Source organism: Bacillus marasmi (assembly GCF_902168435.1).
Lineage (GTDB): Bacteria > Bacillota > Bacilli > Bacillales > Cytobacillaceae > Bacillus_BU > Bacillus_BU marasmi.
On record NZ_LR656165.1, the window covers coordinates 199,441 to 221,258 of the forward strand.

Annotated in this window: 18 protein-coding genes; 1 reads left to right on the forward strand and 17 read right to left on the reverse strand. The window is 40.0% G+C overall.

Annotated elements, in window-relative coordinates:
- Window positions 1-15: 15 nt before the first annotated feature.
- Genes FXW34_RS03190 through hemA form a run of 4 tightly spaced genes read right to left on the reverse strand, consistent with a single transcriptional unit; the run spans window position 16 to window position 3,943 of the window.
- On the reverse strand, window positions 16-801 hold the full coding sequence (locus FXW34_RS03190; RefSeq protein ID WP_147532531.1) for a uroporphyrinogen-III synthase: 786 nt from the start codon (window positions 799-801) through the stop codon (window positions 16-18).
- Window positions 798-1,733, reverse strand: a complete 936-nt coding sequence (gene hemC / locus FXW34_RS03195; protein ID WP_147532532.1) for a hydroxymethylbilane synthase — start codon at window positions 1,731-1,733, stop codon at window positions 798-800. The genes FXW34_RS03190 and hemC overlap by 4 nt, the downstream gene beginning before the upstream one ends.
- 15 nt (window positions 1,734-1,748) lie before the next feature.
- Complete coding sequence (locus tag FXW34_RS03200; protein WP_147532533.1) at window positions 1,749-2,582, reverse strand: cytochrome C assembly family protein; 834 nt, start codon at window positions 2,580-2,582, stop codon at window positions 1,749-1,751.
- A 14-nt stretch (window positions 2,583-2,596) separates the two neighbouring features.
- Window positions 2,597-3,943, reverse strand: coding sequence for a glutamyl-tRNA reductase (gene hemA, locus FXW34_RS03205; protein WP_147532534.1), 1,347 nt, complete (start codon window positions 3,941-3,943; stop codon window positions 2,597-2,599).
- Between the two features lie 373 nt (window positions 3,944-4,316).
- On the opposite strand from hemA, the gene FXW34_RS03210 reads away from it, so the two are divergent.
- A complete protein-coding gene (locus FXW34_RS03210; protein ID WP_147532535.1) occupies window positions 4,317-4,808 on the forward strand; it encodes a LiaI-LiaF-like domain-containing protein in 492 nt (163 codons plus the stop codon).
- A 55-nt stretch (window positions 4,809-4,863) separates the two neighbouring features.
- On the opposite strand, the gene yihA is transcribed toward FXW34_RS03210, so the two are convergent.
- The 13 genes from yihA to ilvC form a co-directional block, all read right to left on the reverse strand.
- Complete coding sequence (yihA, locus tag FXW34_RS03215; RefSeq protein WP_147532536.1) at window positions 4,864-5,448, reverse strand: ribosome biogenesis GTP-binding protein YihA/YsxC; 585 nt, start codon at window positions 5,446-5,448, stop codon at window positions 4,864-4,866.
- On the reverse strand, window positions 5,435-7,771 hold the full coding sequence (gene lon / locus FXW34_RS03220) for an endopeptidase La (RefSeq protein WP_147532537.1): 2,337 nt from the start codon (window positions 7,769-7,771) through the stop codon (window positions 5,435-5,437). Before lon ends, yihA begins: the two co-directional genes overlap by 14 nt.
- A 119-nt stretch (window positions 7,772-7,890) precedes the next feature.
- Window positions 7,891-8,310 carry a hypothetical protein gene (locus tag FXW34_RS03225; RefSeq protein WP_147532538.1) on the reverse strand — a complete coding sequence of 140 codons (420 nt, stop codon included), beginning with the start codon at window positions 8,308-8,310 and terminating at the stop codon, window positions 7,891-7,893.
- Between the two features lie 484 nt (window positions 8,311-8,794).
- Window positions 8,795-8,944 carry a hypothetical protein gene (locus tag FXW34_RS22795; RefSeq protein WP_187118817.1) on the reverse strand — a complete coding sequence of 50 codons (150 nt, stop codon included), beginning with the start codon at window positions 8,942-8,944 and terminating at the stop codon, window positions 8,795-8,797.
- Between the two features lie 468 nt (window positions 8,945-9,412).
- Complete coding sequence (lonB, locus tag FXW34_RS03230; protein WP_147532539.1) at window positions 9,413-11,092, reverse strand: ATP-dependent protease LonB; 1,680 nt, start codon at window positions 11,090-11,092, stop codon at window positions 9,413-9,415.
- A gap of 416 nt (window positions 11,093-11,508) precedes the next feature.
- The gene (gene clpX, locus FXW34_RS03235) at window positions 11,509-12,774 is read right to left on the reverse strand and encodes an ATP-dependent protease ATP-binding subunit ClpX (RefSeq protein ID WP_147532540.1); all 1,266 of its coding nucleotides are present in this window, start codon (window positions 12,772-12,774) and stop codon (window positions 11,509-11,511) included.
- 430 nt (window positions 12,775-13,204) lie between these two features.
- Complete coding sequence (tig, locus tag FXW34_RS03240; protein ID WP_147532541.1) at window positions 13,205-14,506, reverse strand: trigger factor; 1,302 nt, start codon at window positions 14,504-14,506, stop codon at window positions 13,205-13,207.
- Between the two features lie 172 nt (window positions 14,507-14,678).
- A complete protein-coding gene (locus FXW34_RS03245; RefSeq protein ID WP_147532542.1) occupies window positions 14,679-15,698 on the reverse strand; it encodes a tetratricopeptide repeat protein in 1,020 nt (339 codons plus the stop codon).
- 121 nt (window positions 15,699-15,819) lie between these two features.
- Window positions 15,820-16,401 (reverse strand): 3-isopropylmalate dehydratase small subunit, encoded by a 582-nt coding sequence (leuD, locus tag FXW34_RS03250; RefSeq protein WP_147532543.1) that lies wholly within the window; start codon window positions 16,399-16,401, stop codon window positions 15,820-15,822.
- A 60-nt stretch (window positions 16,402-16,461) separates the two neighbouring features.
- Entirely contained in the window at window positions 16,462-17,871 is a 1,410-nt protein-coding gene (leuC, locus tag FXW34_RS03255; protein WP_147532544.1) for a 3-isopropylmalate dehydratase large subunit, read from the reverse strand.
- Window positions 17,872-18,006: 135 nt separating this feature from the next.
- Window positions 18,007-19,119 carry a 3-isopropylmalate dehydrogenase gene (gene leuB / locus FXW34_RS03260; RefSeq protein WP_147532545.1) on the reverse strand — a complete coding sequence of 371 codons (1,113 nt, stop codon included), beginning with the start codon at window positions 19,117-19,119 and terminating at the stop codon, window positions 18,007-18,009.
- Between the two features lie 123 nt (window positions 19,120-19,242).
- Window positions 19,243-20,787 (reverse strand): 2-isopropylmalate synthase, encoded by a 1,545-nt coding sequence (locus FXW34_RS03265; RefSeq protein ID WP_147532546.1) that lies wholly within the window; start codon window positions 20,785-20,787, stop codon window positions 19,243-19,245.
- Window positions 20,774-21,793, reverse strand: coding sequence for a ketol-acid reductoisomerase (ilvC, locus tag FXW34_RS03270; RefSeq protein ID WP_147532547.1), 1,020 nt, complete (start codon window positions 21,791-21,793; stop codon window positions 20,774-20,776). Before ilvC ends, FXW34_RS03265 begins: the two co-directional genes overlap by 14 nt.
- Window positions 21,794-21,818 lie beyond the last annotated feature (25 nt).

The window sequence follows — 21,818 nt, forward strand, 5'->3', positions numbered from 1 at the left end:
TCACAAACCTCCAGTTTATGTAGTTTTCGGTTGATTTAACAGGTTAATAACGGCCAATAACATATCCTTTACGGTGTAATCCTTAGGACACACATCCACCTTAAGTCCATAATGAATCGCATTATTGACAGAAACAGGCCCGATACAGGCTATCAAACAGTTTTTTATTTTATCCTGTAATTGGTACTCCTCAATGATTTCCATGAAATGGTCAATCGTTGACGGACTTGTAAAAGTTAACACTTCAAGCTCTTCTTTTCTTAAGTACTCAGCAAGCAAACTTTTGCTTTCCTCAGGTGCAAACGTTTCGTAAATAATCGTCTCTGTTACCTCTGCGCCTGCTTCACTTAAAGATTGGGCAATATAGTCACGAGCCAAATTACCTTTAGGGATGAGCACCTTCATGCCTGGTTTTACGAGTGGCAAAAATTCTGCTACAAATCCTTCGGCGACGTATTCGCGAGGGGTAAATTCAACCTTATAACCGCGCGCTTCGATAACTTCCTTCGTTCTAGCACCGATTACGGCTATCTTTGGTAGCTGCTCTTGGCTTTTTTTACCGAAAATACTGAAAAAGGTGTTAACGGCAACATTGCTTGTTAAAATAATCCAATCATATGTATGTAAATCGTTAATGATTTGACTTAATTCATCTGATAACGGCACAGGTCGAAATGAAATGAGTGGGATTTCAATTGGAACTCCACCATACTGTCTTACCAAATCGGAAAAGGGCTTAGCCTGCCCTTTTCCTCTTGGTACTAGTATTTTTTTACCTTTTAATGGTGATGATTCCATCATTCTTGATCAAGCTCAGCTTTCACTTGATCGATTAAGTCCTTCCCGCCTTTTTCAATCAAGCGTTCCGCAACAATAACCCCGATATCCTCAGAGTTTTGACCAACAGCTTGCTCTTTAATGATTGTTTTTCCATCTGGAGAAGCCACTAATCCGGTTAGCACCACTTCATCCTGGTCATTGATATAGGCGTAACCTGCGATTGGCACTTGGCAGCCACCCTCCATTTTTTGAAGGAAAGCACGTTCAGCGCGCACAGCACGGTCTGTATTTTTACAAGTAAATTTATCAAATAAAGCTAATAATTCCGCGTCGTCAGCACGGCACTCAATTGATAGTGAACCTTGTCCAACTGCAGGAACGCAAAGGTCTGCGTCAATGTAGTCACTGATAACTTCCTCAGCCCAGCCAAGACGCTTAAGGCCCGCTGCAGCCAAAACGATGGCATCGTATTCGCCATTTTTAAGCTTTTCTACACGTGTATCAATATTTCCACGAATCCATTTGATTTCAAGATCAGGGCGTTTTGCTAACAGCTGTGCGCTACGACGTAAGCTGCTTGTTCCAATAACCGCACCTTGCTTTAACTCTTCAAACGGTACATTGTCTTTAGAAATAAGCACATCACGGTGATCCTCGCGATGTGGAATACAACCAATGATTAAGCCTTCAGGTAGGACTGCTGGCATATCTTTCATACTATGGACTGCCATATCGATTTCTTTATCAAGCATCGCTTGCTCGATTTCTTTTACAAAAAGGCCCTTCCCACCTACTTTAGATAGAGTAACATCTAAAATTCGGTCTCCTTTTGTGACGATTTCCTTTACCTCAAAATCGAAAGAAGGATCTAATTGCTTAAGTTGCTTGATCACCCAGTTCGTTTGTGTTAACGCTAGTTTGCTACGTCTTGAACCTACAATAATTTTTCTCATGACAGCCTCCTTGAATTATGCATACCAAATATGAAATGATGATAATTTTCCAAATAAGAAGAAATTTAGAATAACAATTAAAAATGATGCTATATTCCATACTGCAAGCGTCCGACCATAAACATTTTTCCGAACGCGCAAATAAATATAAATGCTATACGTGCAAAGCATGACGAAGGAACTGATGACCTTCGGATCATACAGAATGACATTAGGTAACTTAATCAATGCCCATTGAAGTCCAAGTACTAAACTTATAAATAGTATCGGAACTCCAATAACATTTAATACATAAGATAGCTTTTCTAGCTTTGACAAATCAGCTATCCGCGTCAGCCTCGTACCCCACTTTTTTCTTTTCAATAAATCATATTGAATTAAGTATAATAGGGAAAACACAAAAGATAAGGTGAATGCCCCATAGGAGAGGATGGCCATTGTTATATGAATTAATAAAAGCTCGCTAACGAGCTGCTTTGCCATGACGACTGAATTATACTGAACCGGCGCAAAAGTATGAATGGCCATAATGATAAAGCCGAGGATATTGGTAAAAAAAACGATAAAGTCCATCCGAAGCAATCGATTAATTCCAAGCGAAAGGGTAACCAAAATCCAGGAATAAAAATAAAGGCCCTCAAACACGGTAAGTACCGGGAACCTTCCCGTTTTTACCATGTAAAGAATGAAAAACGTCGTTTGAAGCCCCCATACAAATGCAAGTAACCAGAAGGCTACACGGTTAGCCTTCCGGTTATTATCAAGAAAATCAATAAAATATAAGAGCACACTTAAGGCATACACAATAACCGTTAATTCGTGCAGCCGAGTCATATATAAATCAAACATGGACAGAACCTCACTTATACTTGGAAGGAAGCCTGTGGAACACGAACCTTTTCTTGTTTAGTTTCGGCTGCTTTCAACACGCGTTGCTTCTCCACTAACTCCTCGATATTGAAAATTTTAACAAATAAATCGAGTTGTTGCGAAGCATTTGACTCTCCAGCCAGCTCTTTTGCCTGTAGGATTGGGTCCTTCAGCATTTGATTAATAATACTTTTCGTATGCTTATTAATGACTTTTATATCACGCTCAGATAGATGAGACAGCTTTCTTTCCATGCTGTTCATTGTTTCAGATTGAATTAATAACGCTTTTTCACGTAGTGCAGAAATGACTGGTACGACACCAAGTAGATTTAACCACTGCTTGAAATCAACAACTTCCTTTTCAATCATGAGCATAATTTTTTCGGCAGCTTTTTTACGCTCTTGAAGATTGGCTTCAACAATACCTTCCAAATCATCAATATCGTATAAAAATACGCCTTCAAGTTCGGCAATTTGTGGGTCAAGGTCACGCGGTACCGCGATATCGACCATAAATAACGGATTGCCTTTACGCAATTTCGTGATGTTTTGCATCATGTCTTTTGTGATAACAAATTGTGATGCACCTGTTGAACTAATCATAATATCAGCTTCAACGAGCGCGCATTGCAACTCCTGAAGCGTTTTCGCTTCCCCATCAAAACGGGTTGCTAAATCCAATGCTTTTTCGAATGTACGGTTTATCACTGTTACTTGGCTTGCGCCATTCGCATGAAGATTTTGAATCGCAAGCTCACCCATTTTCCCAGCACCAAGAATTAACACGTGCTTTTCATTGAGCGAACCAAAAATCTTCTTTGCTAGCTCTACTGCAGCATAGCTGACTGAAACAGCATTTGCACCGATATCAGTTTCTGAATGACCACGTTTTGCCACGGTAACCGCTTGCTTAAATAATTGATTGAATACGGTTCCACAGGTTTCTTCTTGTTGAGCCAACAAGAAACTTGAACGAACCTGTCCAAGGATTTGCGTTTCACCTAATACCATTGAATTAAGACCGCACGCCACCTTAAACAAGTGTTCTACTGCACCATCTTGCTCATAAATAAACAGGAATGGAGAGAATTCGTCCTGGTCTAAATTGAACCATTCGGACAAGAATTCCTTAATATAATAACGGCCTGTGTGAAGCTGGTCCACGACCGCATATATTTCCGTACGGTTACAAGTAGAAATAATAATATTCTCTAAGATGCTTTTTTTCGATCTTAAAGTTCGCATTGCTTCGCCGATGTTTGCCTCATTGAACGTTAAACGCTCACGAATCTCTACAGGGGCAGTTCTGTAATTAAGACCGACTACAATAATATGCATTTTCTTATTGACCCCCCTAATAAAATTGCATATTTGCCTAACTCATTATAACATGTGGGTAATTTTCATCTGTTTTGGAAATGTGAACATAAAGCGAAAACCTAGTGACAAAAAATACTTCAACATCCCCCAATAGATCTAGAATTTATTTTAGTCACCTCTTCACACTCCGTAATATTAGAAAATCCCCTAATCTATTATGAAAAAAATATATGTTTTACTATTTTAAATATTGACCATTGATGTCTAAGCAAGGTAACTTAATATAGATGACCTTTTCTTATCTTTGCTAAAAATCGACATATTCTTTTCTTGAAGAGTAACAAATTATTCGATATTTTTCAAGGGAACCTTTTGGGAAGTGGGGGAAAAAGTGAAAAAACAAAGGTATTTTCTGGGGATTTTACTGATTGGCTTTGGGGGATATTTCCTAGTGCAAAATACAGAAGTAGAACTTCTTAAACAGTTCGTTGGTTGGCCAACACTAATGATGATTGTCGGTATCGCGATGCTATGGCAAGGTTATGCTGGAGGAGATTACGCCTTAATTTTTCCAGGTGTCATATTATTTGGCTTTGGTCTTCATTTTCATGTTGTAACGCATTTGCACATTTGGCCTGATCATATAGGGGTATTTATCCTAATTGTCGCACTAGCTTTCATTTTAAGTTTCCAAATGACTGGACAAGGTCTTGCACAAGGGCTGCTGTTCTTGGCTATAGCAGTCGCATTACTGTTCCAGGATCGTCTGAATGACTGGATTGGCACGATTGAATCGAACGGGTCTTTACTTTTACAATATTGGCCAATTCTATTAGTTGCAGTTGGGTTCGTTTTTTTCATGAAACAAAACGAAAAAAAATAAAAAGGGCTGGATTCATAGTGGATCCACGCCCTTTTTTCGGTTAAAAATAGGTATTTTAACTCATATAGCTTTGTAAAATTCCCCAGGCTTTGTCTTTCCCTTCACCTGTTTCCGATGAAAACATTACAAAATGATCTTCTTCATGGAGCTCTAACGTTTCCTTCGTTATTTTCACATGTTTCTGCCATTTTGATTTAGGAATTTTATCAGCCTTTGTTGCGATAATAATACACGGAATGTTGTAATGCTTTAAAAAATGATACATTGTTTGGTCATCGACAGTTGGTGGATGACGCAAATCAACAAGCAGCACTACCGCTTTTAAAGGCTCACGAGAAGTGATATACGTTTCAATCATTTTCCCCCAAGCTTCGCGTTCTTTCTTTGATACCTTAGCATATCCATAACCTGGTACATCCACAAAATAGAATGATTCATTAATTAAGAAAAAATTCAAAGTTTGTGTTTTTCCAGGCTTAGATGATGTTCTCGCTAACGCTTTGCGGTTTAGCATTTTATTTATAAATGAGGATTTCCCTACATTTGAGCGCCCTGCTAACGCAAATTCCGGTAAATCCCCCTCCGGATACTGGGCTGGCCTGACCGCACTTATTACTATATCGGCACTAGTTACTTTCATTTCCTTCTCCAATCAATGCATGCTTCAAAACTTGATCAATGCTTGATACAAGCACAAATTCAAGCTCACCTCGAACGCTTTCCGGTATATCATCAATATCCTTTTCATTGTCTTTCGGTAGGATAATTTTTGTTAAACCAGCTCGATGAGCACTTAATGTTTTTTCTTTTAATCCGCCAATCGGTAAAACCCGACCTCTTAAAGTAATTTCACCAGTCATACCAACTTCTTTACGAATTGGCTTACCAGTTAAAGCGGAAACGAGTGCTGTCGCAATCGTAATTCCCGCAGATGGACCGTCCTTCGGTACAGCTCCTTCTGGAACGTGAATATGAATGTCATACTTTTCATGGAAATCTGTTTCTATTCCAAGCTCTGTCGCTTTCGAACGGATGTAACTAAACGCAGCCTGAGCAGATTCCTTCATTACGTCACCCAGTTTACCGGTAAGAACGAGCTTGCCTTTACCAGGCGACAGCGAAACCTCAATTTGAAGCGTATCGCCACCAACAGTTGTATAGGCTAACCCTGTGGCTACACCAACTTGATCCTCAAGCTCCGCTTGTCCGTAGCGGAACACTGGCTTACCTAAGAATTCTTCAATTGTTTTATCCGTCACAACGACTTTTTTCTTTTCTCCAGTCACAATAATTCTGGCTGTTTTTCGGCAAATCGTTGCTAATTGGCGTTCCAGACTTCTGACACCAGCTTCACGTGTATAGAAACGAATGACCTTTAATATTGCTTCATCACGAAGCTGAAGCTGACTTTTTGATAAACCGTGATCCTTTACTTGCTTAGGAAGTAAATGATCCTTGGCAATATGCAGCTTTTCGATTTCCGTATAGCCTGCAATCGTAATGATTTCCATCCGGTCGCGCAGTGGCCCAGGAATCGTAGCTAAGTTATTTGCTGTTGCGATAAACATAACCTTTGAGAGGTCATATGTTTCTTCAATATAATGATCACTGAAATTATGATTTTGCTCAGGATCCAATACCTCTAACATTGCTGCTGATGGATCACCACGGAAATCACTGGACATCTTATCAATCTCATCAAGAAGGAATACAGGGTTGATAGTTCCTGCTTTTTTCATTCCTTGAATGACACGTCCTGGCATCGCCCCGACATAGGTACGGCGGTGCCCACGAATTTCGGATTCATCACGTACGCCACCTAAGGAGACTCGAACAAAATTCCGATTCATTGATGTTGCGATTGACCGCGCTAAGCTCGTTTTCCCAACTCCAGGAGGTCCCGCTAAGCAAAGGATTGGCCCTTTTAAAGAATTGGTTAATTTTTGAACAGCTAAGTATTCTAGAACCCGCTCTTTTACCTTCTCCAACCCATAATGATCTTTATTAAGGATTTTTTCAGCCTTAAGAATGTCTAAATCATCCTCGGTTGCAGTTGTCCAAGGCAAGGAAATGAGCCACTCAATATAGTTGCGAATGACCGCACTTTCAGCAGAGCTCGTTGGAACCTTCTCATAACGATCCAGTTCTTTTAAAGCGGTTTCTTTGACAGCTTCAGTCATTCCCGCATTTTCAATTTTCTCAGTAAGTTCTGCAATTTCACCAGTTTTACCCTCTTTATCGCCTAACTCCTTTTGAATGGCCTTCATTTGCTCACGCAAATAATATTCCTTTTGGGTTCTTTCCATTGAACGTTTTACTCGTTGACCAATTTTTTTCTCGAGATTCAATACTTCTTTTTCATTATGAATAATATCAATGACACGACCTAATCTTTCTTTTACATTAATCGTCTCGAGAATTTCTTGCTTGTCTTTCAACTTTAATGGAAGGTGGGAAGCAATAATGTCCGCCATTCTTCCTGGTTCTTCGATATCAGAGACTGAAGAATAAGTTTCTGCTGATATCTTTTTCGATAATTTTATGTATTGTTCAAAATGTTCAAGCATTGTCCTCATTAAGGCTTGGTCTTCAACATCCTTCGTCGGAACATCCTCATATGTTTTTAAGTTGGCAACATAGTGAGTTTCCTCATCGTGTAATTGAACGATTTCTGCCCGCTTTAGCCCCTCCACGAGAACACGAATCGTGCCGTTCGGAAGCTTGAGCATTTGTTTCACCCGTGTCAAAGTTCCAATTTGAAAAAGGTCTTCTTCCGTTGGCTCATCAATCGAAACGTCTTTTTGTGTTGTTAAAAAGATTAAATGGTCATCTACCATTGCTTTTTCAAGGGCTTGCACCGATTTTTCCCGACCAACATCTAAATGTAGGACCATCGATGGATAAACGAGTAACCCTCGAAGCGGCAGGAGGGGAACGATGAGCTCTTCAGTTTTGGTAGTCATACAATAACACCTCCAAATGCAATACTTAAAACCCATACTTTTATCATAATTCAGTTGAAGTCTTTGTACAATCTTAACGTATTAAATAAAAGGAATCAAAGAAAAACTTCGGTTCGACATCATGTTGGCAAACCGAAGCCAATTGGTTTTGATTGTTGAAATTTTTGTGGAATGAGTAGTTTATGATATAAACTTTGATTCCGATTTTTCTTGATGGCAAGATTTTTGGGCATCAATGTGGCTCTTTGATTCCCATTTTTTCTTGCTTTTAAGATTTTGGGCTCAATGGGGATTCTTTGATTCCCATTTTTTCTTGCGTTAAGATTTTTGGGCTTCAATGCGGCTCTTTGATTCCCATTTTTTCTTACTTCTATGATTTTGGGCATCAATATAGCTTTTTGATTCCCATTTTTTCTTGCTTTTAAAATTTTGGGCTTCAATGTGGCTCTTTGATTCCCATTTTTTCTTGCTTCTAAGATTTTGGGCATCAATATAGCACTTTGATTCCCATTTTTTCTTGCGTTAAGATTTTTGGGCATCAATATAGCACTTTGATTCCCATTAAGCCACTTTTTCTTGCTCTACGGGCACCAAAACTCCGCAATGGTTACCGCTATACCCTTTTTTCTTGCTTCGCGGGCACCATTCGCTCTCTAAGGTTACCGCTTAACCTCTTTTTCTTGCTTCGCGGGCACCATTCGCTCTCTAAGGTTACCGCTTAACCTCTTTTTCTTGCCTCACGGGCACCATACACACTCTATGGTTACCGCTTAACCTCTTTTTCTTGCCTCACGGGCACCATTCGCTCTCTATGGTTACCGCTTAACCTCTTTTTCTTGCTTCACAGGCACCATACACACTCTATGGTTACCGCTTAACCTCTTTTTCTTGCCTCACGGGCACCATACACACTCTATGGTTACCGCTTAACCTCTTTTTCTTGCCTCGCGGGCACCATTCGCTCTCTATGGTTACCGCTTAACCTCTTTTTCTTGCCTCACGGGCACCATTCGCTCTCTATGGTTACCGCTTAACCTCTTTTTCTTGCTGTGTGGGCACGATAGCTCGTCTATCGTTACCGCCCCAACTCTTCTCACCTTTTGACGGACACGATAGCTCGTCTATCGTTACCGCTCGAGCCATTTTTGCCTTGTGACGGGCACGATAACTCATCTATCGTTACCGCTCGAACCCGTTTCGCCTTGTGACGGGCACGATAGCTCGTCTATCGTTACCCCCCGAACTCTTTTCACCTTTTGATGGGCACGATAGCTCGTCTATCGTTACCGCTCGAACCCGTTTCGCCTTGTGACGGGTACGATAACTCATCTATCGTTACCGCTCGAACCATTTTTGCCTTGTGACGGGCACGATAACTCATCTATCGTTACCACTCGATCCATTTTCGCCTTGTGACGGGCACGATAACTCGTCTATCGTTACCGCTCAAACCTTTTTCGGCACGTGACGGGCATGATAGCTCGTCTATCGTTACCGCTCGAGCCATTTTCCCTTGTGACGGTCACGATAGCTCGTCTATCGTTACCGCCCGAACACTTTTCACCTTGTGTCGGGCACGATAGCTCGTCTATCGTTACCGCTTACTGCAATTCCACCTTGTGACGGGCACGATAACCTAAGCTACACGCTTTCCTTCTTAGATAAATCGATCGCGGCGGTAATAATTTGGTCGCGCGAATTTTCCTTGCCCAATTCCTTTACAAACGTGCGTTCAAAAACCTCATGCAAATGGGTCACGGGAATGATCTCGATTCCTTTTATTTCATGAAGCATGGATTGCATGTTTTCCTCTGGAATGATGACAGCTTTCGCGCCTGCCTTCATGGCTGCTTTTACCTTTGGAAAAACGCCACCAATCGGTTTAACGTTGCCATGAATGCTAATTTCCCCGGTCATTGCAATTGTATGGTCAACAGGAATTTTGTAAATCGCCGAATAGATGCCTGTAGCCATCGCTATACCGGCAGAAGGACCATCGACCGGAACTCCTCCAGGGAAGTTAACGTGAATATCATATTCATCTGCAGGAACACCAATTGAGCGGAGTACGGTTATTACATTCTCAATCGAACCCTTTGCCATACTTTTGCGGCGAATCGATTTACTTTGATTACCGATGCTTTCCTCTTCAACAATCCCGGTAATATTGATAGAGCCTTTGTCTTTGGCCGGCATGACGGTCACTTCAATTTCTAGTAATGAGCCTGAGTTTGGACCGTGAACAGCCAATCCATTGACTAAACCAATCGTTGGACTTTCGTTGATTTTTTTATTCATGCGAGGAGAGAGCTGACTGGAATGGATAATCCATTCGATATCATCATCCTTAATAAATTTACGCTCCTCCTGAATCGCAATTCCAGCAGCAATTTGTATCATATTAACTGCTTCACGGCCATTACGAGCATATGTAGAAAGAATATCCAAGCCCTTGTCGCTAATAGTTAGATTTACTTTTTCAACAGCCTTTTTGGCGACCGTTGTAATTTCCTCGTGCGTAAGCTCCCTAAAGAAAACCTCCATACAGCGCGAACGAATTGCTGGTGGTATTTCATTTGGAGTTCTGGTCGTTGCACCAATTAAGCGAAAATCAGCGGGAAGGCCATTTTTGAAAATATCATGAATATGACTTGGGATTTGAGGGTTTTCTTCATGATAATAAGCACTTTCAAGGAATACTTTACGATCCTCCAACACCTTGAGGAGCTTGTTCATCTGAATGGGATGAAGCTCGCCAATTTCATCGATAAATAGCACACCACCGTGAGCATTTGTAACAGCACCTTGCTTTGGCTGCGGAATTCCAGCTTGTCCCATCGCACCTGCACCCTGATAAATCGGATCATGGACAGAACCAATCAATGGGTCGGCTATTCCCCTTTCATCAAAACGTGCTGTGGTAGCGTCCAACTCGATAAAAACAGCGGCTTTTGTGAATGGTGATTTTCCATTTTTCTTTGCTTCTTCAAGGACAAGTCTCGCAGCTGCTGTCTTACCGATTCCCGGAGGACCGTAAATAATCACGTGCTGCGGATTTGGACCGCAAAGAGCTGCCTTAAGTGACTTAATCCCATCCTCCTGACCAACGATGTCCTCAAAGCTAGTAGGACGAACTTTCTCTGAAAGCGGCTCGGTTAATGAAATGGCCCTCATTTTACGAAGCTGCTCCATTTCTTTTCGTGACTCTCGGTCTATAGAAATCTTTTGGCTCCTTTGATTCTTTAATAGGTTCCAAAAATAAATACCGATTACGACGCCGAAAAATAGCTGTATGAATAAGGCGATCCCCGTCCAATTCATCGCATTCCCTCCTGGAGTTAATAGTAGCTTATAATAATAGCTAGTATTTCCGAGCGTAGAGTGGAATAAACAAGAATTTTTTTGAAAAAATTGGATACCTAATAAAGCGGAAGTGCCTTGCTCAGGGGCGACAGGCACAAAGCGAGCCCTGCAGGAGATTCTGATCACCGTAAGCGATTGTAGGAAAAGTAAAAGTGGCTCGTTCAGGAACGACAGGCGTAAGACGAATCACGCAAGAGATGATAATCTCTGGAGGGATTTGGCTTATAACATGAGCTCCTAGCCGCTTTCACTAGACAAGCTTGTAACCTCGAGCCCCTAGGCACTGGAACTAGATAGTAATGTAATTAAAAGCTAATCAAACATAAAAAAACCAACCAATCCTCGAAAAGGATTGGTTGGTTGAATTCATATGATTATGCAGAAGTTTTACGTTTTTCTTCGACGACAGTACCATCTTCTAGAACAAGCTTTGGAATGCTATTTTCTAAAACCGTGTCACTTGTGATAATACATTTTGTAATATCATCGCGTGACGGTAGATCAAACATTACATCAAGCATAATTCCTTCGATGATTGAACGCAGACCACGGGCACCCGTTTTACGTTCAATCGCTTTTTTGGCAATTTCCTTTAATGCATCTGGCTCAAATTCTAACTCAACATCATCAAGCTCAAGCATTTTTTGGAATTGCTTAACAAGCGCATTTTTCGGTTTAGTTAGGATTTCGATTAAGGCATCCTCATCTAATTGCTCAAGACTAGCAATGACCGGAAGACGTCCGATGAATTCTGGAATTAGACCGAAACGTAATAAATCCTCAGGAAGAACCTTAGATAGTAGCTCTTTTTGAGCAACTTCCTGTGTTTTTGGATCAGCACCGAAGCCAATTACCTTTTGTCCAAGACGGCGTTTAATAATTGGTTCGATTCCGTCAAATGCACCACCACAAATAAATAAAATATTCGTCGTATCAATTTGAATAAACTCTTGATGAGGGTGCTTTCTTCCGCCTTGTGGAGGAACACTTGCAACAGTTCCTTCTAAGATTTTTAGAAGGGCTTGCTGTACACCTTCACCTGATACATCGCGAGTAATTGATGGATTTTCCGACTTGCGGGCAATTTTATCAATTTCATCGATGTAGATGATACCCTTTTCAGCTTTCTCTACATCATAATCCGCTGCTTGGATTAATTTTAACAGGATGTTTTCAACGTCCTCACCAACATAGCCAGCTTCAGTTAATGATGTTGCATCGGCAATTGCGAATGGAACGTTTAAAATACGCGCTAAAGTTTGTGCCAATAAAGTCTTACCGCTACCTGTAGGGCCAATCATACAAATATTACTTTTTGACAATTCAACATCATCAATTTTGCTATTTGAGTTGATACGTTTGTAGTGGTTGTAAACAGCCACTGAAAGCGATTTCTTCGCTTGGTCTTGACCGATTACATATTCATCTAAAATATCACGAATTTCTTTTGGCTTTGGAACATCTTTAAATTCTACTTCCTCTTCTGTTCCAAGCTCTTCTTCAACGATTTCTGTACATAATTCAATGCACTCATCACATATATATACACCTGGTCCGGCAACTAGCTTGCGTACTTGATCTTGTGTCTTACCACAGAAAGAACACTTTAATTGCCCTTTTTCATCATTAAACTTAAACAAATGACTTCACCCCTCGATAAAAACTTTTACGTATATAGTTTGGATCAAATCAATCGAACTTAGATTAGCCTATTTTTTAAATATTCCTACAGTTATGTATATTGGATTGTAACACACTTCGATACAGACAGGAAATGATAACACTTGAACTGCTAAAGTTTTCATTTCAGGGAGCTAATCCAAGTTCATAAAACGTAAATATGTATGATTTAAGCATTTCCATAAAACAGTCTTCTCAGTCGGTTAACAAAAAATCCATCAAAAAAATTTATGGAAAATCACCGTTTTTTATGCCGATTTTTCAAAAAATGAGAGAAAAGATTTTCCATACCTTTATTATAATATATGTATGTGTATTTGTATAAAACAAGGCACGATAAAATCGCGCCTTGTTTTTTTATAATAAAAATCGTATTAAGTTTAGAGTCGATTATTCTTGAACTGCAGCTGCTACAGTCTTGCTGTTTTCAACAAGAAATTCAACAGTTTTTCTTAAAGAAAGATCGCCTTTGATTCCTTCAGTTCCACCAAGAGCTTTTTGAATGTCTTCTACAGACATTTTGTACATTTCAGCCATTTTTTCAAGCTCAGCAGTTACATCTTCGTCAGTTGCAGTGATGTTTTCTGCTTTAGCGATTGCTTCTAAAGTTAAGTTTCCGCGAACGCGTTGCTCAGCTTCTGGCTTCATTTGCTCACGAAGAGCTGCTTCATCTTGTCCAGAGAATTGGTAGTAAAGGTCAAGGTTCATACCTTGCATTTGTAAGCGTTGTTCGAACTCTTGAAGCATGCGACCGATTTCAGTATCAACCATTACTGCTGGTACTTCCATTTCTGCATTAGCAGTTGCTTTTTCAACTACTGTATTTTGGATGTAGTGCTCTTCTTGATGTTTTTTATCGTGAGTTAAATTATCTTTAATTTTTGCTTTTAATGCATCAAGTGTTTCAACTTCTTCATCAACATCTTTTGCAAATTCGTCATCTAGCTCAGGTACTGATTTGCCTTTGATTTCGTGAAGTTTTGTTTTGAATACAGCTGGTTTACCAGCAAGTTCAGCAGCATGGTACTCTTCAGGGAAAGTAACTTCTACATCTTTTTCTTCTCCAGTAGCTAAGCCAACTAATTGGTCTTCGAAACCAGGGATGAATGAACCTGATCCAAGCTCTAATGAATAGTTTTCAGCTGTGCCGCCTTCGAAAGCTTCACCGTCAACATAACCAGCGAAGTCGATTACAACAGTATCACCAAGTTCAGCAGTACCTTCTTCTTTAACAACTAATTCAGCGTGACGCTCTTGAAGCTTTTTGATTTCTGCGTCTACTTCTTCGTCAGTTACATTTGTATCAAATGCTTCGATTTCAAGGCCTTTGTATTCGCCAAGTTTAACTTCTGGTTTAACTTGTACAGTTGCTTTGAAAATAAAGCTTTTGCCTTTTTCGATTTGTTCTACATCGATTTCAGGACGATCGATTGGCTCGATGCCAGTTTCATCAATTGCATTTGAGTATGCTTCTGGAAGAAGAAAATCAACCGCTTCTTGATATAATGATTCAACGCCGAAACGTTTTTCGAACATTTGGCGAGGCATTTTTCCTTTACGGAAACCTGGTACATTAACTTGCTTAACTACTTTTTTGAATGCAGCTTCTAAACCTTCGTTTACTTTTTCTGCATCTACTTCAACTGTAAGAACCACTTGGTTCCCTTCTAATTTTTCAAACTTAGCAGACATACTGTTTTTTCCCTCCAACAATCTATTCTATTTTTCATATGGAACGAATGGATATGAATCTTTCATGACTAGCAATCAAAACCCATAAGATAAGTATTTTGTGTATTTTTTCGCACAATACAACCACTATATTATACCATAGGTTGTTTTTGTTTCAACCTACAAGCCATAATTATGGTGAAGAAATTTCATCAATCGTGCTAATTTCCTCCACTGCAGCTAAAACATCGTCCTGTTTGACCCCATATAAATCCACAATTTCTGTAATGTCTTGATCTTGGCCGAAGTATGCCAAAGCCACAAAATGAAAGGCGGCAGCGCAAATGTCTGGTAGCTCGAACTCTGTCCGGAAAGGGTATATTAGGAAAAAATAACGTTCCATTAATTGCTTAATACTGTCCAGTAAAATGGGGTCTCTATTCTCCAATTTTTCCGTTGTGATTTCTAGGCATGCTAGTAAGTCAGGATGAAAATGAACTTCAAATATTTCTGTTGGAATCAACACTAATTCCTTAAAATACTTCTTTACTATAATTTCTTTATCATAGTCTTGTTCCTTTAATACAGTTAACAGGATTGTTTTAAAGAATGGGTCTCCATCATCAGAGCTAAGGAATTCACTAATTTCCGAAATATAAGCCCTTACATTACTGCTGGCAAGACGTCCAGCAAGATGAACCTGCTCACCTGGATCCTTAATTGAAAACAAATCAAAACTTAATTCTTTTATTTGGTGTGGTTGTTCTGGTGCATTTTTTTCCGAGCGGGTATCAGACATTTTTCGGCTAAAATGGAGCATTTTCATGAAGTGTTCCATTTTTTCGGGTGGCACTTCTCTTTCTTCTAATAGCGCTTCAATTGTCGTGACAACCTCAACATAGTTATTTTGTTGGACGAGAATCATTATGTACATATCAACGATTGTAAAATAATCTCCGATACCTAACTGAAGCATATTTTTAGCACGATGATTGGCCTCTGCCAAATTTCCAATTTCGAAATTCGCCACAACAAGCCCGAGATGAATATCCTCATCGTCTGGATTCAGTTGACTTGCTTGGCTAAGCAACTTGATGGCTTCTGTAAAATTTTTACGTTGAAGCTGATCTAAGCCCTTTTCCAACAGACGTTTCTCTAAATCTGGAAAAAGAATGATATTAGTTTCTTTTTTTGATCGATCCCTCTTTGTCATGAAGGTTCTCCCTTTATCATGTTTGAGGTTAGTGTAGCATGTGATTTACAAAAACACAAAAGACTAAAAGGCTGAAAAAAAGATTCACAGACTCGGCTGTGAATCTTTCCTTTTTTATTTATTAATGGCTAGCCTCATATTTGGAAATTTCTTCATCAAGTTGAAGAGTAATTCCAATTTCATCCCATCCGTTTAGAAGCATATGCTTCCAATAAGGGTGAATTTCAAATGATGCTGCAAAGCCAGCTTCATCCTTGACTTGTTGTGCATCAAGATCAATGGTTAAATTGTAAGGCTGTTTTTTAGCTGCTTCTAATAAGTATTTGATTTCCTCTGGTGTTAGCTTAATTGGCAGCATGCCATTTTTCAAGCAGTTTTGATGGAAGATATCTGCGAATGAAGTTGAAATAACAACTTGGAATCCGTAATCCAACAATGCCCATGGAGCATGCTCCCGAGAAGAACCGCACCCAAAGTTTTCATTCGTAATTAAAATGGAAGCTCCTTGGTTTTCAGGAAAGTTTAATTCAAATTCAGGGTTTGGCTCTCCATTCGATTTGAAACGCCAATCGTAAAAGAGAAATTGTCCGAATCCTGTTTTCTCGATTCTTTTAAGGAATTGTTTTGGAATGATTTGGTCGGTATCTACGTTTACACGGTCTAGTGCAACGGCTTTACCTGTTAATAGTTTAAATCCGCTCAAAATAGCGCCTCCTCTCAAATATATGTTCAAGTTCGTGTTAATTTTTCAAATAAAGAATAATTATACTTCAGTAGCTTCAAGCTTGCGTACGTCTGCGAAATGGCCATTAATAGCTGCGTTGGCAGCCATTGCTGGGCTTACTAGATGTGTACGTGCGCCAGAACCTTGTCTTCCTTCGAAGTTACGGTTTGAAGTTGAAGCACAGTGCTCACCTGCAGGTACGATGTCAGCGTTCATACTTAAGCACATTGAGCAACCAGCATGTCTCCATTCAAAGCCAGCTTCAGTGAAGACCTTATCTAAGCCTTCTGCTTCTGCCATAGCTTTGACTTGCTGAGAGCCTGGAACAACTAGCGCTCTAACATTTGGATGTACTTTTCTGCCTTGAATAACGTGAGCAGCTGCACGTAAGTCTTCTATACGTGAATTTGTACAGGAACCGATAAATACGTGTTGAATTTTGATGTCCTCAATAGATTGGCCTTCATTAAGACCCATATATTGAAGTGCACGTTCAACCGCTCTACGGTCGTTTTCATTTTTGCACTCTGATAATAACGGAGTTTTGCCGTCAACAGGAGCTGTCATGGATGGATTAGTTCCCCAGCTTACCATTGGAGCAATATCAGCGCCGTCGATTTCAATAACAGTGTCGTACTCTGCATCTTCATCTGAAGCAAGCGCACGCCATTTTTCAACTAAGGCATCGAATTCCGCACCAGTTGGTACATATTTTCTACCTTTTAAATAATTGAAGGTTGTTTCATCAGGGCTAACAAGACCCGCTCTTGCGCCTCCTTCAATTGACATATTACAAACAGTCATACGTTCATCCATTGACATGTTGCGAATGGCTTCGCCACAATATTCAATGACATAGCCTGTCCCAAAATTAATGCCGTATTTAGCAATAATATAAAGGATAACGTCTTTTGAAGTAACGCCTGGAGCTAATTTTCCATTGACTTGAAGCTTCAAAGTCTTAGGTTTTGCTTGCCATAATGTTTGGGTTGCTAATACGTGTTCTACTTCACTCGTACCAATACCAAATGCTAACGCACCGAATGCACCGTGTGTAGAGGTATGGCTATCACCACAAACAATGGTTTTTCCAGGTTGAGTTAATCCTAATTCAGGACCGATAACGTGAACAATCCCTTGATCAGGACTATTCAAGTCAGCCAATTGAATACCGAATTCTTCACAGTTACGTTCTAATGTCGTAATTTGGTTTAACGCCACCGTATCCTTGATTTCAAATGGATTATCAGTTGGTACGTTATGATCCATTGTTGCGAACGTTTTGTCCGGTCGTCTAACTTTACGATTTTTTAATCTTAATCCAGAAAACGCCTGCGGAGAGGTTACTTCATGAACAAGATGTAAGTCAATATAAATAAGATCCGGTTTGCCCTCTTCTTGGTGAACGATATGGTTTTCCCAGATTTTTTGAATAATTGATTTCCCCATCTGCTTTCCTCCTTACAACGAAAATGGCAAGCGTCTTGCTTTGCGACGCTTTTCTTTTTTATAAATTAGTAGCGCATTGGCAGGAGTGTCACATAGCCACTCCCGAGCCAACTGCGCTAAATCTTTTCTAAAAGCTTATGAATAGCAATTTTGGATTTTTAGAAGTGCGTCTGTATCCATAATTGTCGCTTTGATTTCGTCAATCATTTCAGTTGTTGATACACGTTTACAGCCTTCAAACGCGATATCACCTGTACGATAGCCAGAATCAAGCACTTGATTTACAGCTGCTTCTACTGCGTCAGCTTCCTCTGTTAAGCCGAAGGAAACACGAAGCATCATCGCTGCAGACATAATTGCTCCAATCGGGTTAGCAAGATTTTGACCAGCGATATCTGGTGCAGTTCCGTGAATTGGCTCATATAAATATGGTCCATTTTCAGAGATACTTGCTGATGGCTGCATACCTAGTGAACCTGTGATAACTGATGCTTCATCACTTAAAATATCACCAAACATATTCTCAGTCACAACAACGTCGAATTGCTTTGGATTCCTAATGATTTGCATTGCTGCATTGTCAACAAGAATATGCTCAAGCGTAACTTCTGGGAATTCCTTTGCGATTTCCTCAGCAACTTCACGCCATAATCTACTTGTTTCTAACACGTTTGCTTTATCAACTGAAGTTACTTTCTTTCTGCGTGTGCTTGCTAATTCAAACGCTGTGCGAATGACTCTTTCAATTTCACGACGAGAGTAGTAAAGAGTATCAAGCGCACCTGGCTCGCCATCGCGCATTGTGCGTTCTCTTGGTGTTCCGAAATAAATACCACCTGTTAATTCACGAACCATTAAAATATCAATGTCTTCAATGATTTCTTTGCGAAGTGGTGAAGCATCAGCTAAGCTGCCATAATATAGAGTCGGGCGAAGGTTACCATATAATTCTAATTCCTTACGAATTTTCAATAACCCTTGCTCTGGACGAAGTTCAACCGCAATGTTATCCCATTTAGGTCCCCCAACAGCTCCAAGTAATACAGCATCGCTTTCTTTACAAAGCGCAATTGTTTCATCCGGTAATGGAGTACCGTCAGTATCTACTGCATTTCCGCCAATTCTCCCAAACGAAAAATGGAATTGATGATTAAAACGCTCGCCAACTGCTTGTAATACTGCAATTGCACCGTTTGTTACCTCTTTCCCAATTCCGTCTCCAGGTAAAACCGCAATACGTTTTTCCACGGTTTCCATCCCCCTTTTTATAAAAATAGTAAAATATTTCGCTTAAAAGGATGTTTAGCTGCACAAAGTATGCTTTGGCAGCTAAACAGTTCATTCAGATTCATACTCGCATTTGGCAAGTTTTTAAAGAGTTTCTTCTGTTACTTGAGATTGCTCATCAAGATAGATAACTCGGTTTACCGCATTTAAATAAGCCTTTGCAGATGCTTCAATAACATCCTGAGCTAAGCCGCGGCCACTTGATTCCTTGCCAGCATAGTTCAATTTTACAAACACTTGAGCTAACGCGTCACGACCAGCACCAACAGATTGGATGCGATAATCTAATAAGTGAACATGTTCTTTAACACAACGTTCCAACGTGTTATATAACGCTTCTACGCTACCTGCGCCGCTCGCAGATTCCTCAATGATTTCATTATTGCGACCTGATAAAGTAACCGTCGCAGTATGAAATTGATCAGAAGTATTTTGAACTTGAACTGATTTTAATTCATAGAAATGGTCTTGATCCTTAGAAAGCTGTTGATCAAGAACGATAGCAACTAAGTCATCGTCTGTCATTTCTTTCTTACGATCGGCCAATTCTTTGAAAATCGTAAATAGTTTTGGAACCTCTTCTTCTGCCACGTTTAGACCAAGCTCTTGGAGACGAATTTTGAACGCATGACGTCCAGAATGCTTTCCAAGTACTAACGAATTTGATTTAACTCCAACTAATTCTGGAGAAATAATCTCATAAGTTGTTTTTTCCTTTAATACACCATCTTGATGAATACCAGATTCATGTGCGAAGGCATTGCGTCCAACCACCGCTTTGTTTGGCGGAATTGGCATACCAGTTAACTTACTGATTAAAGTGCTTGTTCTAAAGATTTCATTTAAAGTGATTCGCGTTTTTGCATTGTAAAAATCACCACGGATATAAAGCGCCATAATGATTTCTTCTAGCGCAGCATTACCAGCACGTTCTCCAATACCATTAAAAGTACCTTCAACTTGTGTAGCGCCGTTTTCAACTGCTGCTAAAGAGTTTGCTACAGCCATTCCTAAGTCATCATGACAGTGAGTTGACAAGCTGACTTTATCAATGGAAGGAACGTTTTCTTTTACATATTTAAACATTGCACCATATTCAGCAGGCGTTCCGTAACCAACCGTATCCGGAAGGTTGATAACGTTCGCACCTGCTTGAATGACGGCTTCAATAATTTCAGCAAGATATGGTAATTCCGTACGGCTCGCATCTTCGGCAGACCATTGAATAATCGGGAATTTTTGTGCAGCATATTTTACAGCTGCAACCGCTGTTTCAATAACCTGCTCTTTAGATTGCTTTAATTTATATTGCCGGTGAATCGGGGAGGTTGCAATAAATGTATGCAACCTCGGTTCTGCTCCGTCCTTTAAGGATTCCCAAGCAGCATCGATATCGTTAATGACAGAACGAGCTAAACCGGTGACTGAACAGCCTCTGATGGTTTGGGCAATTTTTTGTACTGAATGAAAATCACCCTTTGAAGCAGCTGGGAAGCCGGCTTCAATAATATCCACGTTTACACGCTCGAGCTGTCTGGCAATTTCAAGCTTTTCGGAAAGATTTAAATTTACACCAGCAGATTGCTCGCCATCTCTTAACGTTGTATCGAAGATTTTAATTTTTTCCACCAGCAACCACTTCCTTGTTCTTTTGGTTGACGAATGGCATCATAGCACGTAATTCTTTACCAACTTTTTCAATTAAGTGTTCGTTTTCAGCGCGGTTGATTGAAGTGAATTCTGGACGACCAGCTTGGTTTTCTAAGATCCAACCTTTAGCAAAACGGCCTTCTTGAATATCTTTTAATACTTCTTTCATTTCAGCCTTAACAGCGTCAGTTACGATACGACGACCAGTTACGAAATCGCCCCATTGAGCTGTGTCAGAGATAGAGTAGCGCATGTTCGCTAATCCACCTTCGTACATTAGGTCAACGATTAATTTTAATTCGTGTAAAGTTTCAAAATAAGCTAATTCTGGTTGGTATCCAGCTTCAACTAAAGTTTCGAAACCTGCTTTAACTAATGCAGATGTACCGCCACAAAGAACTGCTTGCTCACCGAATAGGTCAGTTTCAGTTTCTTCTTTGAAAGTAGTTTCAAGCGCACCAGCTCTTAAAGAACCGATAGCGTGTGCATAAGCTAATGCTAATTCACGAGCTTGACCAGTTACATCTTGGTAAATTGCGAATAATGCAGGAACTCCAGCACCTTCAGTATATGTACGGCGCACTAAGTGTCCTGGGCCTTTAGGAGCAACTAGTAATACATCGCTTTCTTGTGGAGCAACGATTTGATTGAAATGGATGTTGAATCCATGAGCAAACATTAATGCTTGGTTTGTAAGGTTTGGTTTGATTTCTTCGTTATAAACTTTTGGTTGAAGTTCATCTGGAAGAAGGATCATAACTACGTCAGCTTTTGCTGTTGCTTCTCCAACTGATAATACTTCAAAGCCATCTTCTACTGCTTTATCCCATGATTTCCCTGGACGTAATCCGATAACAACGTTAACGCCGCTTTCTCTCATGTTTTGTGAATGTGCATGACCTTGTGAACCGTATCCGATAACTGCTACAGTTTTTCCTTCTAAATATGATGGGTTTGCATCTCCGTTATAGTACATTTTTGCCATTGTAATCTTCTCCTTTTAATCTCAT